The sequence below is a fragment of the Streptomyces formicae genome, from assembly GCF_002556545.1.
Classification (GTDB): domain Bacteria; phylum Actinomycetota; class Actinomycetes; order Streptomycetales; family Streptomycetaceae; genus Streptomyces; species Streptomyces formicae_A.
In genome coordinates, this window is the sequence record NZ_CP022685.1 from 9,262,413 (window position 1) to 9,276,797 (window position 14,385).

16 protein-coding genes are annotated in these 14,385 nt (G+C 70.7%); 11 read left to right on the forward strand and 5 right to left on the reverse strand.

Annotated elements, in window-relative coordinates:
• The first annotated feature begins 5 nt into the window (after nt 1–5).
• The 3 genes from KY5_RS39735 to KY5_RS39745 all read left to right on the forward strand — a co-directional run bounded on the left by KY5_RS39735 (nt 6) and on the right by KY5_RS39745 (nt 3,506).
• Nucleotides 6–752: an SDR family NAD(P)-dependent oxidoreductase gene (locus tag KY5_RS39735; protein WP_098246733.1), complete on the forward strand. Its 747-nt coding sequence runs from the start codon at nt 6–8 to the stop codon at nt 750–752.
• Nucleotides 753–801: 49 nt separating this feature from the next.
• Nucleotides 802–1,443 (forward strand): GntR family transcriptional regulator, encoded by a 642-nt coding sequence (locus KY5_RS39740; RefSeq protein ID WP_098246734.1) that lies wholly within the window; start codon nt 802–804, stop codon nt 1,441–1,443.
• A 95-nt stretch (nt 1,444–1,538) separates the two neighbouring features.
• Entirely contained in the window at nt 1,539–3,506 is a 1,968-nt protein-coding gene (locus tag KY5_RS39745) for a M13 family metallopeptidase (RefSeq protein WP_098246735.1), read from the forward strand.
• 33 nt (nt 3,507–3,539) lie between these two features.
• Here the strand turns inward: KY5_RS39745 and KY5_RS39750 are convergent, their stop codons facing one another.
• A complete protein-coding gene (locus KY5_RS39750) occupies nt 3,540–4,421 on the reverse strand; it encodes an RNA polymerase sigma-70 factor (protein ID WP_098246736.1) in 882 nt (293 codons plus the stop codon).
• A 170-nt stretch (nt 4,422–4,591) separates the two neighbouring features.
• On the opposite strand from KY5_RS39750, the gene KY5_RS39755 reads away from it, so the two are divergent.
• Nucleotides 4,592–5,077, forward strand: coding sequence for a carboxymuconolactone decarboxylase family protein (locus KY5_RS39755; protein ID WP_098246737.1), 486 nt, complete (start codon nt 4,592–4,594; stop codon nt 5,075–5,077).
• Nucleotides 5,078–5,141: 64 nt separating this feature from the next.
• Here the strand turns inward: KY5_RS39755 and KY5_RS39760 are convergent, their stop codons facing one another.
• On the reverse strand, nt 5,142–5,606 hold the full coding sequence (locus KY5_RS39760) for a cupin domain-containing protein (RefSeq protein ID WP_098246738.1): 465 nt from the start codon (nt 5,604–5,606) through the stop codon (nt 5,142–5,144).
• 75 nt (nt 5,607–5,681) lie between these two features.
• Here KY5_RS39760 and KY5_RS39765 point away from each other — a divergent pair, with 75 nt between their 5' ends.
• Both KY5_RS39765 and KY5_RS39770 read left to right on the forward strand, forming a co-directional pair.
• Nucleotides 5,682–6,233 carry a TetR/AcrR family transcriptional regulator gene (locus KY5_RS39765; RefSeq protein ID WP_098246739.1) on the forward strand — a complete coding sequence of 184 codons (552 nt, stop codon included), beginning with the start codon at nt 5,682–5,684 and terminating at the stop codon, nt 6,231–6,233.
• A 135-nt stretch (nt 6,234–6,368) separates the two neighbouring features.
• Nucleotides 6,369–8,027, forward strand: a complete 1,659-nt coding sequence (locus KY5_RS39770) for a chitobiase/beta-hexosaminidase C-terminal domain-containing protein (RefSeq protein ID WP_199843462.1) — start codon at nt 6,369–6,371, stop codon at nt 8,025–8,027.
• Nucleotides 8,028–8,038: 11 nt separating this feature from the next.
• Here KY5_RS39770 and KY5_RS39775 read toward each other — a convergent pair whose 3' ends face one another.
• Nucleotides 8,039–8,629, reverse strand: coding sequence for a TetR/AcrR family transcriptional regulator (locus KY5_RS39775; protein ID WP_234363098.1), 591 nt, complete (start codon nt 8,627–8,629; stop codon nt 8,039–8,041).
• 149 nt (nt 8,630–8,778) lie between these two features.
• Here KY5_RS39775 and KY5_RS39780 point away from each other — a divergent pair, with 149 nt between their 5' ends.
• Nucleotides 8,779–9,327: an AAA family ATPase gene (locus KY5_RS39780; RefSeq protein ID WP_098246741.1), complete on the forward strand. Its 549-nt coding sequence runs from the start codon at nt 8,779–8,781 to the stop codon at nt 9,325–9,327.
• 56 nt (nt 9,328–9,383) lie between these two features.
• Nucleotides 9,384–9,812, forward strand: coding sequence for an NUDIX hydrolase (locus KY5_RS39785; RefSeq protein WP_098246742.1), 429 nt, complete (start codon nt 9,384–9,386; stop codon nt 9,810–9,812).
• A 184-nt stretch (nt 9,813–9,996) separates the two neighbouring features.
• On the opposite strand, the gene KY5_RS39790 is transcribed toward KY5_RS39785, so the two are convergent.
• Complete coding sequence (locus KY5_RS39790; protein WP_234363099.1) at nt 9,997–10,341, reverse strand: hypothetical protein; 345 nt, start codon at nt 10,339–10,341, stop codon at nt 9,997–9,999.
• A 5-nt stretch (nt 10,342–10,346) separates the two neighbouring features.
• Nucleotides 10,347–11,984, reverse strand: a complete 1,638-nt coding sequence (gene ctaD / locus KY5_RS39795; protein WP_234363276.1) for a cytochrome c oxidase subunit I — start codon at nt 11,982–11,984, stop codon at nt 10,347–10,349.
• A 183-nt stretch (nt 11,985–12,167) separates the two neighbouring features.
• On the opposite strand from ctaD, the gene KY5_RS39800 reads away from it, so the two are divergent.
• The 3 genes from KY5_RS39800 to KY5_RS39810 all read left to right on the forward strand — a co-directional run bounded on the left by KY5_RS39800 (nt 12,168) and on the right by KY5_RS39810 (nt 14,360).
• Nucleotides 12,168–12,776, forward strand: a complete 609-nt coding sequence (locus KY5_RS39800) for an RNA polymerase sigma factor (protein ID WP_098247808.1) — start codon at nt 12,168–12,170, stop codon at nt 12,774–12,776.
• On the forward strand, nt 12,766–13,800 hold the full coding sequence (locus KY5_RS39805) for a CU044_5270 family protein (RefSeq protein WP_098246744.1): 1,035 nt from the start codon (nt 12,766–12,768) through the stop codon (nt 13,798–13,800). Before KY5_RS39800 ends, KY5_RS39805 begins: the two co-directional genes overlap by 11 nt.
• Nucleotides 13,801–13,865: 65 nt before the next feature.
• Nucleotides 13,866–14,360 (forward strand): hypothetical protein, encoded by a 495-nt coding sequence (locus KY5_RS39810; RefSeq protein ID WP_159072720.1) that lies wholly within the window; start codon nt 13,866–13,868, stop codon nt 14,358–14,360.
• Nucleotides 14,361–14,385 lie beyond the last annotated feature (25 nt).

A 14,385-nucleotide genomic window follows, 5' to 3' on the forward strand; every position in this document is an offset into this window, starting at 1 on the left:
CCACGATGATCTCTCTCGACGGCAAGCGCGCCATCGTCACCGGCGCGGCCGCCGGCATCGGCCGCGCCACCGCCCAGGTCCTCGCCGAACTCGGCGCCCGCGTCGTGATCGCCGACATCGACGCCGACGGGGGCGAACAGACCGCGAAGGACACCGGCGGCACCTTCGTACGGTGCGACGTCTCGCGGCGTGCGGACTGCGAAGCCGTGGCGGCCGCCGCGCGGGAGCGGTTCGGCGGCGTCGACCTCCTGTTCAACAACGCGGGCGTCATCCGACGCTCCACGGTGTGCGACATCACCGAGGACGACTGGGACCTGGTGATGGCGGTGAACGTCCGCTCCGTGCTGCTGCTCAGCCGTCTCGTCATCCCCGGCATGGCGGCCCAGGGCGGCGGTTCGATCGTCAACACCGGCTCGGGATGGGGGATCTCGGGCGGCGCCCGCGCGGTGTCGTACTGCGCGTCCAAGGGCGCGGTCGTCAACATGACCCGCGCCATGGCCATCGACCACGGCCCCGACAACATCCGCGTCAACTGCGTGTGCCCCGGTGACACCGCCACCGGGATGCTCGCCGACGAGGCCCGCCAGCTGGGCGAGAGCGCGGACGGGTTCTACGCGGACGCCGCCGACCGCCCGCTCGGCCGCATCGGACAGCCCCGCGACATCGCGCAGACCGTGGCGTTCCTGGCATCCGACGCATCCGCCTTCATCAGCGGAGCGATCATTCCCGTCGACGGCGCAGGTACCGCGTGACCAGCCGGTAACGGATAATCGAGCACACCTAAGGGGAGGGCCGTCGCACATGCCAATCGAGAACCGTCCGTTGCGCGAGCAGGTGAAGGAGGAGCTGCTCAGGCGCCTCGGCAGCGGCACGATCGCGACGAGCGAGACCATCAACGAAGTGCAGCTCGCCACCGAACTGGGCGTCAGCCGCACCCCGTTGCGCGAGGCGCTGATCACGCTGGAGCGCGAGGGCGTGATCACCAGCGAGCGGGGCAGGGGCTTCCGGTTCACCCCCCTGAGCGCCCAGGAGTTCCGCGACCTGACGGCGATCGTCGCGACGCTGGAGGCGCTCGCGCTGCAGTCCAGCAGCCCCGAGCACCTCGCGGAGATCGCCCCGCGCCTCCTGGAGGAGGCGCATGCCTTCGCCGTCCCGCAGGCCCCGCACGAGGTGATAGAGCGGTACGACGACGCCTGGCACGACCTGCTCCTCTCGGGCTGCGCCAACGACCGCCTGATGAAGCTGATCACGTCCCTGAAGGTCACGATGCACCGCTACGAACGGGTGGCCCTCGGCGACCAGGACGTCCTGGAGCGTTCGGCCGCCGAGCACGAGCGCATCGCGCTGTGCCTGCGGGACGGGGACCTGGACGCGGCGGTCGCGGCCCTCAAGGAGAACTGGAACAGCGGCATGGACCGCATCCTGGAGCGCTTCACGGACTGAACCGCACCGAGAGCGCACCCCGAGGGCGCGTCTGTCCGCCCTCGGCGGACAGCGGGTCCTTCGTGCGGGCCTGATCGCTCGCATAGGCTGCTTGGATGAGCATTCTGGATGACGCCCGCGCGGGCATGAACCCCGATATCCGACCGCAGGACGACCTCTTCGGACATGTGAACGGCCACTGGCTGGACACCGAGAAGATCCCCGAGGACCGCTCCAGCTGGGGCCCCTTCGTGCAGCTCGCCGACACCGCCGAGCAGCAGGTCAAGACGATCATCCAGGAGCTGGCCGAGCAGGCGGGCGCCGACGGGGGCACACCCTCCGAGGACGCCCGCAAGATCGCCGCGCTGTACGCGTCCTTCATGGACGAGGAGACCATCGCCGCGCGCGGCCTCGCCCCGGCGCAGCCGCTGATCGACGAGGTCGCGGGCCTGGGCAGCAACCGGGAGCTGGCCGCGTTCCTCGGCCGGTTCGAGCGCGTCGGCGGCTCGGGCCTCTTCGGTTCGTACGTCGACTCCGACGACCGCGACTCGGACCGCTACCTCTTCAACATCCTCCAGGGCGGCCTCGGCCTGCCCGACGAGTCGTACTACCGCGAGGAGAAGTTCGCCGAGGTCCGCGAGAAGTACGCCGCCCACCTCACCGAGCTCCTGACCCTCGGCAAGCACGCCGACCCCGAGGCCGCCGCGCGCACCGTCCTGGCCCTGGAGACGAAGCTCGCCGCGGGCCACTGGGAGCGCGCCGAGACCCGCGACGTCCTGAAGACGTACAACCTCACCACCCGTGACGAACTCACCGCGCTCGCCCCGGAGTTCGACTGGCGCGCCTTCGCCGACGGCCTCGGAGGGTCGGACGCCACGATCGCGGAGACCTGCGTTCGTCAGCCGTCCTACCTCGCGCACCTGTCCGAGGTCCTCGCCGAGGTGCCGATCGAGCAGTGGCGCGACTGGGCGCTCACGCGGGTCCTGCGCGCCTGCTCGCCGTACCTCTCGGACGAGTTCGTCCGCAACAACTTCGAGTTCTACGGCCGTACGCTCAACGGCACCCCCGAGCTGCGCGCCCGCTGGAAGCGCGCCGTCTCGTTCGTCGAGGGCGCCATGGGCGAGGCCGTCGGCAAGGAGTACGTCGCGCGGCACTTCCCGCCGTCCTCCAAGGCGATGATGGACGACCTCGTCGCCAACCTCCTGGAGGCCTACCGCCAGTCGATCGCCCGCCTGGACTGGATGACCGACGAGACGAAGGAACGGGCGTACGAGAAGCTCGCGACGTTCCGCCCCAAGATCGGCTACCCGGACACCTTCCGCGACTACTCGGCGCTCCAGGTCACCCCGGACGACCTGCTGGGCAACGCGCAGGCGGCCGCCGCGTTCGAGACCGACCGCGAGCTGCGCAAGATCGGCTCGCCGGTCGACCGCGACGAGTGGTTCATGCTGCCGCAGACCGTCAACGCCTACTACAACCCGGGCACCAACGAGATCTGCTTCCCCGCGGGCATCCTGCAGAAGCCGTTCTTCTCGCCCGAGGCCGACGCGGCGGAGAACTACGGCGGCATCGGCGCGGTCATCGGCCACGAGATCGGCCACGGCTTCGACGACCAGGGCGCGCAGTACGACGGCGCGGGCAACCTCAACGACTGGTGGACCGCCGCCGACAAGACGGCGTTCGAGGCCAAGTCGAAGGCGCTCGTCAAGCAGTACGACGGCTTCTCGCCCCGCAACCTCCCCGGCGAGTTCGTCAACGGCTCGCTGACCGTCGGCGAGAACATCGGCGACCTGGGCGGCCTCACCATCGGCCACACGGCCTACCTGATCGCCCTCGGCGCCGCGGAACTCCCCGAGAAGGACGGGCTCACCGGCACCCAGCGGCTCTTCATGAACTGGTCGTACTGCTGGCGCACCAAGCGCCGCACGGAGCAGGAGCAGCAGTACCTGACCATCGACCCGCACTCGCCCCCGGAGTTCCGGGCCAACATCGTCCGCAACCTCGACGAGTTCCACGAGGCGTTCGCGACGACGGAGGGCGACGGCCTCTGGCTCGACCCCTCGGAGCGCGTGCGCATCTGGTGAGGTGCGGCGAGCGGCAGCAGTCGTGACGGCCGCTCAGCGGCTCACGGCTGTCTCCCGCTCGACGCGCGAGAGCTTCTCCGGATTGCGTACGGCATACAGGCCGGTGATCAGGCCGTCGTCCATGCGCACCGCCATGACGGTGTCGATCGCGCCGTCCCGGCGGACGATCAGCGCCGGACAGCCGTTGACCTGGGCCGGTTCGAGGGCCACTCCGTCGAGCCTGCCCAGGACCTCGGCCACCTGGTGCGCGCCCACGACGGGTGCGAGCGCGGCCCGTACGACGCCGCCGCCGTCCGTCAGGAGCACCACGTCCGGCGCGATCATGTCGAGCAGGCGCTGGAGGTCGCCCGTCTCCACCGCCCGCTGGAACGCGGCGAGCGCGCCCCGGGTCTGGGCAGGGGAGACCACTTCGCGCGGCCGTCGCGCCGCGACGTGCGCCCGTGCCCGGTGGGCGATCTGACGGACCGCGGCAGGGCTCTTGCCGACGGCTTCCGCGATCTCGGCGTACTCCAGATCGAACACCTCCCGCAGCACGAACACCGCGCGCTCGGTCGGCGCGAGCGTCTCCAGGACCAGCAGCATCGCCATCGAGACGCTGTCGGCGAGCTCGACGTCGTCGGCCACGTCCGGCGCGGTCAACAGCGGTTCGGGCAGCCACGGCCCGACGTAGGACTCCTTGCGCCGCCGCAGCGTACGCAGCCGGGTCAGCGCCTGACGCGTGGTCATCCTGACCAGGTAGGCGCGCTGGTCCCGCACCGCCGTGAGGTCGACGCCCGCCCAGCGGAGCCACGTCTCCTGAAGGACGTCCTCGGCGTCCGCCGCGGAACCGAGCATTTCGTAGGCGACGGTGAAGAGCAGGTTCCGATGCGTGACGAACGCCTGCGTGGCGGAGTCCGTGCGGTCGTTCTCGTCCATTGCCTGCTCCTGACCTCTTTCCCGCGACCGTGTCACGCACAAGACGCCGGGTCACGCCGTTCTGTGACACCTGGGTCCGGTGGTCCACGTCACATCGCGGCGGTGTCACAGGGGCGGGCCGACCGGCATCTCGTGTTCGTCAAGACGCCGCGATACACGGAGGACAAGCCATGGAACCCCGTATGAACCTCTTCGCCCACGAGATCGGCGCCAGGATCGGCAAGCGGATCTACGCGGTCAGTCAGGTCATCCAGGAGTCGCCGCTGCCCAAGGAGACCCAGGAGCTGGTGCAGCTGCGGGCCAGCCAGATCAACGGCTGCGGCTTCTGCGTCGACATCCACGCCAAGGACGCCGCCGCGGCGGGCGAGAGCGCGGCCCGGCTCGATCTGGTCGCCGCCTGGCGTCACTCCACGGTCTTCACCGAGGCCGAGCGCGCCGCACTGGCGCTCGTCGAGGAGGGCACCCGCATCGCCGACGCGTCGCCGGGAGTATCCGACGAAACCTGGGCCCGGGTGCGCGAGCACTTCGACGAGGACCAGGCCGTCGCGCTGGTCTCCCTGATCGCCATGATCAACGCGACCAATCGGCTCGGCGTGATCCTCAACAACCAGGGCGGCTCCTACGAGCCCGGTGCTCTCGCCACGGTCGCGGGCTGACGGCAAGGACGGTCGGCAAGGGCTGACGGCGCGGGCCGGCTCCCGCCCGCGCCGCGGCCCCGGCTCAGGCGGGCTCCTCGTACGTGATCCGGTACTTGGCCGCTATCCGGTTGAGCGCCACGGGGTCGAGCTGCCCCTTCCGGCTGATCTCCGTCCTGTTCTCGATCATGTCCTCCAGGAAGCACTCCCAGCCGCCGGGCGAGGAGATCTGGAGCACCCGGGGCGGGGGTGTCGTCGCGGGGCGCAGGGCGTGCGGGACACCGTGCGGCAACAGGACGAACTGGCCCGCGGTGACCGTGTGGACCCGGTCGTCGAACTCCACGGTGAGCTCGCCGTCCAGTACGTAGACGCATTCGTCGGCGACGTGATGGACATGCCGGGGGATGGCCTGCGCGACGACGACCTCCATCAGCGAGAACCGCCCCTCGGTGTCGTCGGTGCCCGCCTTGACGGTCATCGAGGGCGGCAACGGAACCCGGGTCGGGCGTGAGGCGCCTGCCTCCAGGAGGAGGAAACGGTTCTCGGGCATGGGCTATCCTTCCGTGAAACGGATACGGAATCGGAATCCGATTCCGTTTAAGAGCTCAGCAGAGGACGCAGCGAGATGTCAAGACCGTCACGTGCCGACGCGGAGCGCAACCGGCTCCGGGTGCTCGAGGTCGCCGAGGAGCTGTTCGCCGAGCGCGGTGACGCGGTGCAGATGGCGGAGGTGGCGCGCGCGGCCGGGGTCGGCGTGGGGACCGTCTACCGGCACTTCCCCAACCGGCAGGCGCTGGTCGAGGCCATCACCGAGCAGCGGTTCGTGAAGATCCTCGCCTTCGTCGAGCAGCACTGCCTGCCCGATCCCGACATCCACCAGGCGCTGGTCCGCTTCCTGACGCACGTGGGGGAGGTGCACGAACAGGGGCGGGGCCTGTCCGGAGTGATCGAGGCGACCTTCGGCTCCACCGCTCCCCGGGGCGAGGTCGGCGGCGCGCTGCTGGCCGTCGGTGAGACGCTGGTGCGCCGAGGCCGGGCGGACGGCGCGCTGCGCGACGACGTGACCGTCGCCGATCTCTACATGACCGTCGGCGCGGTGGCGATCCTCAGCCGCGATGCCATCGGTGACTGGCGCCGGTTCGTCGACATCACCCTGGACGGCCTGCGGCCCCGGTAGCCCCGGTCATTCATGATCAAGTCACCGTGAGGTAACTGGTCTCGCCTCGCTACCTCACCAACGCGCCCTAGCGTCACGCGGGTTCACGCCGGACCGCATGCTCCGAAGGCCCGGCCAGAGGCAAGGAACTCCCCCGTGCGACCTGCCCCGTTCGCCCTCGGCGCCGCATCCCTGGCGCTGCTCCTCCCGATCTCCGCCCACGCGGTGACCGTCCCCGCGGTCGCGCCCACCGCGTCGGCCGCCGCTTCGGATGCGGCCCACGCCACCCCCGCCGCCCCGACCTTCGCCAGACCCGGCGGCCGTTACGAGCGGCCCGTCTCGCTGGCGCTGCGTGCCGAGCGCGGCGCCACGGTCCGCTACACGCTGGACGGCACGACGCCCACCCGCGCGAGCCGCGCCTATGTGACCGGGCGGCCGCTGCGCATCACCGAGGACACCAACGTCACCGCGGTCGCCTTCCGCGGCCGCCGCGCGAGCCTGCCGGTGTCGGCCGGGTACCTGGTCAAGACGGCGGAGAAGCCGCTCGCGCGCCTGGTCGTCATGTCCGACGTGCACATCGGCGACCACAAGAACAACGACAAGAAGTACGAGAGCTTCTTCGACACCATCGGCTCGGTCTTCCCCGAGCCCGACGCGATCCTGTCGAACGGCGACATGATCAATGACAACGGCGACGGCCGTGGCGCGGACCACCGGATCGTCTCCGAGATCTTCCGCGCCAACCTGAAGCGCAAGGGCATGGACGACACCCAGGTCCTGCTCTCCAACGGCAACCACGACGCGAGCCTCGCCGACATCCGCGCGAACTACCCGCGCGACTGGTTCCCCGACGCGGGCGGCGGCTACTACGAGTCGAAGGTGAAGGGCCTGCACCTGTTCACCGTGAACACCGAGACGTACAACTCCGACGCCGCGCAGCGCGCGTGGCTCAAGAAGCGGCTCGCCGAGCTCACCGCGGACCCGGCCGCCGCGCGCACCCCCGTCCTCGTCCAGGGCCACCGCCCCGCGCCCCGCACGACGATGGACGGTCAGCAGGCGGCCAACCCCCTGCTGACCGAGGACCTGAGCGCGTTCCCCCAGGTCATGTACTTCTCCGGACACTCGCACCTGAACATCAACGACGAACGCTCCGTCCACCAGCGCGACTTCACCGCCGTCAACGACGGTTCGATGTCGTACGTCGAGATGGACCACGGCTACCAGGCGGTCACGGAGACGGGCCTCGCCGACCGCTTCGAGGCGCCGACGGCACAGGCGCTCTTCGTCGAGGTGTACCGCGACCGCACGGAGATCGCGCGGGTCAACATGGCCGCGGACAAGCACGACATCTACACCGACGGCAAGTGGTCGGCCAACTGGCAGCCCCCGTACGCCAGCGCGGGCACCCTCAGCGGGCCGACGTGGACCGTCCGGCTGAAGGGGCGGACCCCGCAGGAGATCAAGAAGGGCTTCACGTACACCGACGCCCGGCGCAACACCACGGCGCCGAGGTTCACCTCGGCCCGCCCGCTGTCCGTGGTGGGCAGGAGCAAGGGGGAGAAGGCCCTGCGCGTCGCGCAGGCCAAGGACGACCAGATGGTCCATCACTACCGCGTCGACATCCGGGACAAGGCCACCGGTGCCGAGCTCCTGAACTCGAAGGCCCTCGCCGAGTACTACTTCATGCCCCGGCCCCGCTCCCTGGACATCCCGGTGCCCGCCACGAAGCGCGGCGCGCGCTACGTCGCCCGGGTGAGCGCGGTCGACGCGTACGGGAACGCGTCGCGCACGGCGTCGGTGGTGTTCACCGGATAACCGGCGACCGGTCAGGCGGCCTGGCCCGCGAGCACCGCGCGGGCCAGCGCGGCCACCCCCTCGCGGATCCGCTCCGGTGATGTGCCGTTCGCGCTGAGGTGTTCGATGAGGTCGCTGCGCACGGCGGCCAGCAGGGCGTGGGCGAGGAACTCGGCGTCGCGCGCCCCGCGGGCCGCCGTGAGCAGGGCGGTCAGCTCGCCGTGCCACAGCGCGTAGGTGTCGTTCCGGTACGGGCTGCCGCTGCCCGCGCTCTCCAGGGCGAGCATGAGGGGGCGCGTGTCCAGCTTCAGCCGCAGCGTGGCGTCGAGCAGTGCGAGCACGCGTTCGTCGGCGGGGGCACCGGGGCCGAGCGGCGGCGGACCGGAGACCACGTCGGCCCGCAGCTGCTCGGTGCGCCGCTCGACGAGCGCCTTCACCAGGCCGACGCGGTCGCCGAAGCGACGGAACAGCGTCCCCTTGCCGACCCCCGCGGCCGCCGCGATGTCGTCCATCGAGACGCGGTCGGGCTCGCCGCGCTCGCTGAACAGCCGCTCGGCGGCGGCCAGTACGGCCTCGCGATTGCGCTGGGCGTCGGCCCGCACCTTGCGCGGGGGTGGTGTCACGATGCCTCCAGCGGAATACGGACCGTTGGTCCGCATTCTAGCGCGGGCAGCGGAAAGGGGCTGCGCGGCCGCGACCGCTCGCGCGACACTGCATGCCGTACGGGCGGCCGAAGGGATGCGGCGTGGGTGACACGAGGACCAGGAGCGACATGAGCGGGCGGGGACCCGGGTGTCTGATCATCACGGGCGTGCCCGCGGCGGGTAAGTCGACCGTCTCGCACCTCGTGTCGCTGAGCCATCCGCGCGCGGCCCGCATCGACGGTGACGTGCTGTCCTACATGGTCACCAGCGGCAGGGCGGGACCGGTCAGCAGCCCGGGGCCCGAGGCCGACCGGCAGGCACGGCTCTGTGCCAGGAACATCTGCGCCCTCGCGGGCAACTTCGCCGATGAGGGCTTCGTGCCCGTCGTGGACACCGTCGTCCCCGACCGGGAGACGCTGGACTTCTTCGTCGCGGAGCTGCGGCCGAGGCCCGTCCTGCTCGTGGTCCTCGCCCCGCCGCTCGACGTCTGCCACCGCCGCGACGCGGCACGCGGCGAGCGGGCACGGGTCGGCATCGACCTCGGCCCCCTGCGCCGCACGATGCTGGACGAACTGGGCGACTCCGGCTGGTGGCTGGACAACGCCGACCTCACTCCGCAGGAGACCGCCGCCGTCATCACGTCGCACGCGTACGACAAGGCGGTCGTCGCGGGCTGAACAGCGCTGTCGTACGGCGTGCGGGCCATGGCGAGGCGGCTGCGAGAATCGCGTGCATGCAGCAAGAGAGCGTTCCGAGGTCCCCGCGTGAGCCCCTCGTCGTCGTGGCGGCCGCGATCGTCCAGGAGGGCCGCCTCCTCGTCGTCAGCAAGAAGGCGGCCCCCGAGGTCTTCTATCTGCCCGGCGGCAAGCCCGACGCGGGCGAGACCCCGATGGAGGCGCTCGTCCGGGAGCTGGACGAGGAGCTGGGGGTGGAGCCCGTGGAGCCGCGGTTCCTCGCCGAGGTCGAGGCGGTGGCGGCCCTGGAGGGCGTCCCCATGCGGATGACGGTCTTCGAGGCCGGGCTCGGCCGGACGCCCGTGCCCGCGGCCGAACTGGCGGCGCTGCGCTGGACGTCCGGGCGCGAGGACGCTCTCTCCCTCGCGCCCGCCGTGCGGGACCAGGTGCTGCCCCTGCTGCGCGAGCGCGGCGCACTCGCCTCCTAGGCCCTGTCGTCACACTCCCGTCGTCGCCCGAAGGGCGGCCCCGCGGCGTCTGGTGCGTGCGATCGCAAGGCGCCGGGATGTCCTCGTAGTGGGCCTACTCGGGCATTCCGGCAACGCCGCGAGCGTGCGTGCCAGGCGTCGCGGGGCAGACGGGAGTGTGACGACAGGGCCTAGCCCCCGTTTCCTAGCGGCCCGCGAGGCCGAGCACCAGGACCACCGCCAGCAGACAGCCGAGAGCGACCTGGCACCGGACGAGGAGACGCCGTCGCAGCAGCTGGAACGTCTCCTCGTACTCGGCGCCCAGCTGCCGGGTCCGCCGGGCGATGTGCTGCCAGCCGCGCCGGGTGAGCTCCAAATGCTCCTCGGTGTAGCACCGCTCCACCTCCGCGCGCTGAGCGTCCGTCAGCCAGGGGAGCCGTCCGGTGAACCGCTCGGCCGCCGTCCGCCCGTCGGCGCGGGCCGCCTCGACGAGCAGATGGCCCTCGACCTCGTTGACCAGGACGCGCGCGTCCACCACGTGGTCGTCCATCGCCGTCATCGCAGGGCCTCGCGCTCGGCCGCCGCGATCTCGGGGTGGTGCAGGTCGAACGCCGGGGATTCGCTGCGAATGCGGGGCAGGGCGAGGTAGTTGTGCCGAGGCGGCGGGCAGGAGGTCGTCCACTCCAGCGAACGGCCCCATCCCCAGGGGTCGTCGACCTCGATCTTCCTGCCGTACTTGGCGGTCTTCCAGACGTTGTAGAGGAACGGCAGGAAAGAGAGGCCGAGCACGAAGGAGAAGATGGTCGAAACCGTGTTGAGGGTCGTCAGTCCTTCCGCGGCCAGATAGTCGGGGACCCGGCGCAGCATTCCGTTGGTGCCGAGCCAGTGCTGTACGAGGAACGTGCCGTGGAAGCCGATGAACAGCGTCCAGAACGTGATCTTTCCCAGCCGTTCGTCCAGCATTTTTCCGGTGAACTTCGGCCACCAGAAGTGGAATCCGGCGAACATCGCGAACACCACGGTCCCGAAGATGACGTAGTGGAAGTGCGCGACCACGAAGTACGACTCGGAGACGTGGAAGTCCATCGGCGGCGCGGCCAGGATGACGCCCGTCAGACCGCCGAAGAGGAAGGTGATGAGAAAGCCGACGGACCACAGCATGGGGGTCTCGAAGCTGAGCGATCCCTGCCACATCGTGCCGACCCAGTTGAAGAACTTCACGCCCGTCGGCACGGCGATCAGGAACGTCATGAAGGAGAAGAACGGCAGGAGCACGCCGCCCGTGACGTACATGTGGTGCGCCCACACCGTCACCGAGAGACCGGCGATCGCGATGGTCGCGCCCACCAGGCCCATGTAGCCGAACATCGGCTTGCGGGAGAAGACCGGAATGATCTCGGAGATGATGCCGAAGAACGGCAACGCGATGATGTACACCTCGGGATGGCCGAAGAACCAGAAGAGGTGCTGCCACAGCAAGGCGCCGCCGTTGGCCGCGTCGAAGATCTGCGCACCGAACTTGCGGTCCGCCTCCAGGGCGAACAGCGCGGCGGCGAGCACGGGAAAGGCCAGCAGGACCAGGACACCGGTGAGCAGGACGTTCCACACGAAGATGGGCATCCGGAACATCGTCATGCCGGGTGCGCGCATGCAGATGATCGTGGTGATGAAGTTGACCGAGCCGAGGATCGTGCCGAAGCCGGAGAGCGCGAGCCCCATGATCCACATGTCGGCGCCGGCGCCCGGCGAACGCACCGCGTCCGTCAGCGGGCTGTTGGCGAACCAGCCGAAGTCGGCGGCGCCCTGCGGGGTGAGGAAACCGCCGACGGCGATCAGCGAGCCGAACAGGTACAGCCAGTAGGCGAACATGTTCAGTCGCGGGAAGGCGACGTCGGGGGCGCCGATCTGGAGCGGCATGATCCAGTTCGCGAAGCCCGCGAACAGCGGCGTCGCGAACATCAGCAGCATGATCGTGCCGTGCATCGTGAACGCCTGGTTGAACTGCTCGTTCGACATGATCTGCGTGCCGGGACGGGCCAGTTCGGCGCGCATGAGGAGCGCCATCAGACCGCCGACGCAGAAGAACGCGAACGACGTGACCAGATAGAGCGTGCCGATCGTCTTGTGGTCGGTGGTGGTCAACCACTTGATCACGGCCCGTCCGGGCTTGCGGGGCTGCCCTTCCGTACGCATGGATACGGACGCGGATACGGATCCGGAAAGGTCATCTGCGGCGCGCACGGGTGGCGGCTCGACGGTGTTGCTGTCCATGTCCCGCCTGTGTCCGGCAGTCCCGCTCCTGTGACAGCGGGCGAGAGCGACATGGATCACACCCGGGAGTGTGATCGAAGGGGCTGTGCCGGACACTTCATGACTGTGAGCGACGACGAAGATTTCGCCGCTGCCTATCGCGAGCACTACTGGGCGGTCAGCCGCTACGTGGCACGACGGCACGGCGGACCGACAAGTGACACCGAGGAGGTGGTGGCCGACGTGTTCGCCGTGGCCTGGCGCCGCCGCGCCGACCTGCCGCCGTTCGCCCTGCCCTGGCTGTACGGGGTGGCGCGGCACTGCCTGGCCAACGCCGTGCGCGGCTACGGCCGCCGCAGGCGCCTGGTCGAGCGGCTCGGGAACGACGAGGCCAGGCACCGCAGGGACGTCGTGGCGGGCCCGGAGGCCGACCGTCCCGGCGACTGGGTGCACGAGGCCCTGAACCTCCTCTCCGCCTCCGACCAGGAAGTACTGCGCCTGACCGCCTGGGAGGAACTCGGCACGGAGGAACTCGCGGTCGCGCTCGGCTGCGGCACCAGGGCCGCCGCGATGCGCCTGCACCGGGCCCGTCGCCGACTGAGAGCCGAGATAGACCGCATGCGACCCGCCCCCACCCAAGGGGTCGCCCCCGCCCAACGGACCGCCCCTGCCCAACGGCCCGCCCCCGAAGAGACCCGCGCCACTGTCCCGGAGGACCACGGCCATGGCACCTGACGACGAACTCGCCCTGCTGCGCGGCGCCAACCCGGTGCCCCGCGACGACTCCCGCTTCCACGACAGGCCGGACGGAGCCCTGCCCGGGCACGCCGAACGGCAGTTGAACCAGCTCCTGCACAGCGCCCGCACACCCCACGGGCGCACGGCACGCCCGCGTCCGGTGCGCCAAGTGCGCCGCCTGGTCTGGGGGATCGAGATGGCCGGAGCCGCCGCCGCGGTCGCCCTCGCACTCGTCCTCGCCGGGCCCACCAGCACGCCCGCCGTCGCGGCGCCCCACCCCCTGAGCCTCCGCGAGGGCTCCACGCCGATGCCGCTGGAGCGCCTCGCCGACCGGGCGGCCGATGCCGCGGCGGCGAAGGACGCGCCACGGCTGCGGCGCGGCACCCACGTCCAGACGTGGAACCTGGCCCTGGAGTCGCGGCCCGGCGCCGCCCGGCCGATCACCCTCCCCGAAGAGCGCGTCACCCGCTGGAAGGCGGACGGCAGCCACACGGAACTGGTCGTCGCCTCCGACCCCCGCCACCCCGGCGAGTCCGTGATCGCCGACGGTGACGGCGGTCTGCGGAGCGTCTCGGACGGCAAGGTGCTCACCGACCGCACCTACCCGCCGAGTCGGGGGAGCGCCCCACCGCAGTCCCGCCCGCCGCACACCCCCGGCGCTCTGCGCGCCTACCTCGCGGAACTCGGCCACCCCGGCGGCACCCCGCTCACCGGCACCGGCGAACTCCTGGACGCGGTGACCGCGTTCCTCGGCCACTGGACACCGGGCGCGCGCGAGTCCGCCGCCCTCACCCGGATCCTCGCCGACGCCGAAGGACTCCGCCCGGCCGGTGCGATCACCGACCGGCTCGGTCGCTCGGGCCAGGTGTACGTGCACGAGGCCAACGGCCTGCGCAGGATGCTGATCCTGGACCCGGCCACGGGCGCGGTGCTCGGCCTTGAGGACACCTACACCAAGGACGACCCCACGTACGGGGTGCGGGCCGGGGACGTCATGTCGTACAGCGCGTGGAGGAGATGACGCGAGCGGCGCGTTGAACGTGGGTGCCCGGCAGCTGCCGACCAGTGATCGTTAACATATGCCAGATGGGTGTAAACAATCGGGAATCGGGCGAACGGGCCGAAGTGTCCGAGGAACAGGTCACCGAGGCCAAGGCGCGTGCGGCACGGCTGTTGCTCGCGTTCCGGCACGGCAACCAACTCGCGTACGACGCCCTGGTCGAGGAGTTCGGCACCGACGAGCGGACCATCGACCTGGTGTCCATGCTCTGCTGGATCGCCAACGAAGGCGTGCGCAAGGCGTATCTGCCCGAGGCGGGGGACCGGGTGCTGCGGCACATGGTGCGCAGGGCGGACGTCGGCGACCGCGACGTGCTCACCGAGGACGGCGCGGGTCCTGACGTGGCGGAGCTGATCGAGGCCGTCGCCGCCGAGGACGTGAAGGCCGTTCAGGAGATCGTCCGAGGGACGCCGGACACCACGTTCCTGCTCGGCCGCTTCGTGCTGGCCTTCGCGATGCTGCTGCCGGACATTCCCCGGCCGGTGCTGCGCGAGGTCGTGCGGGAGCTGCGCGAGCAGTGACGCCGGACGTCCTGCCCTGGGTGCC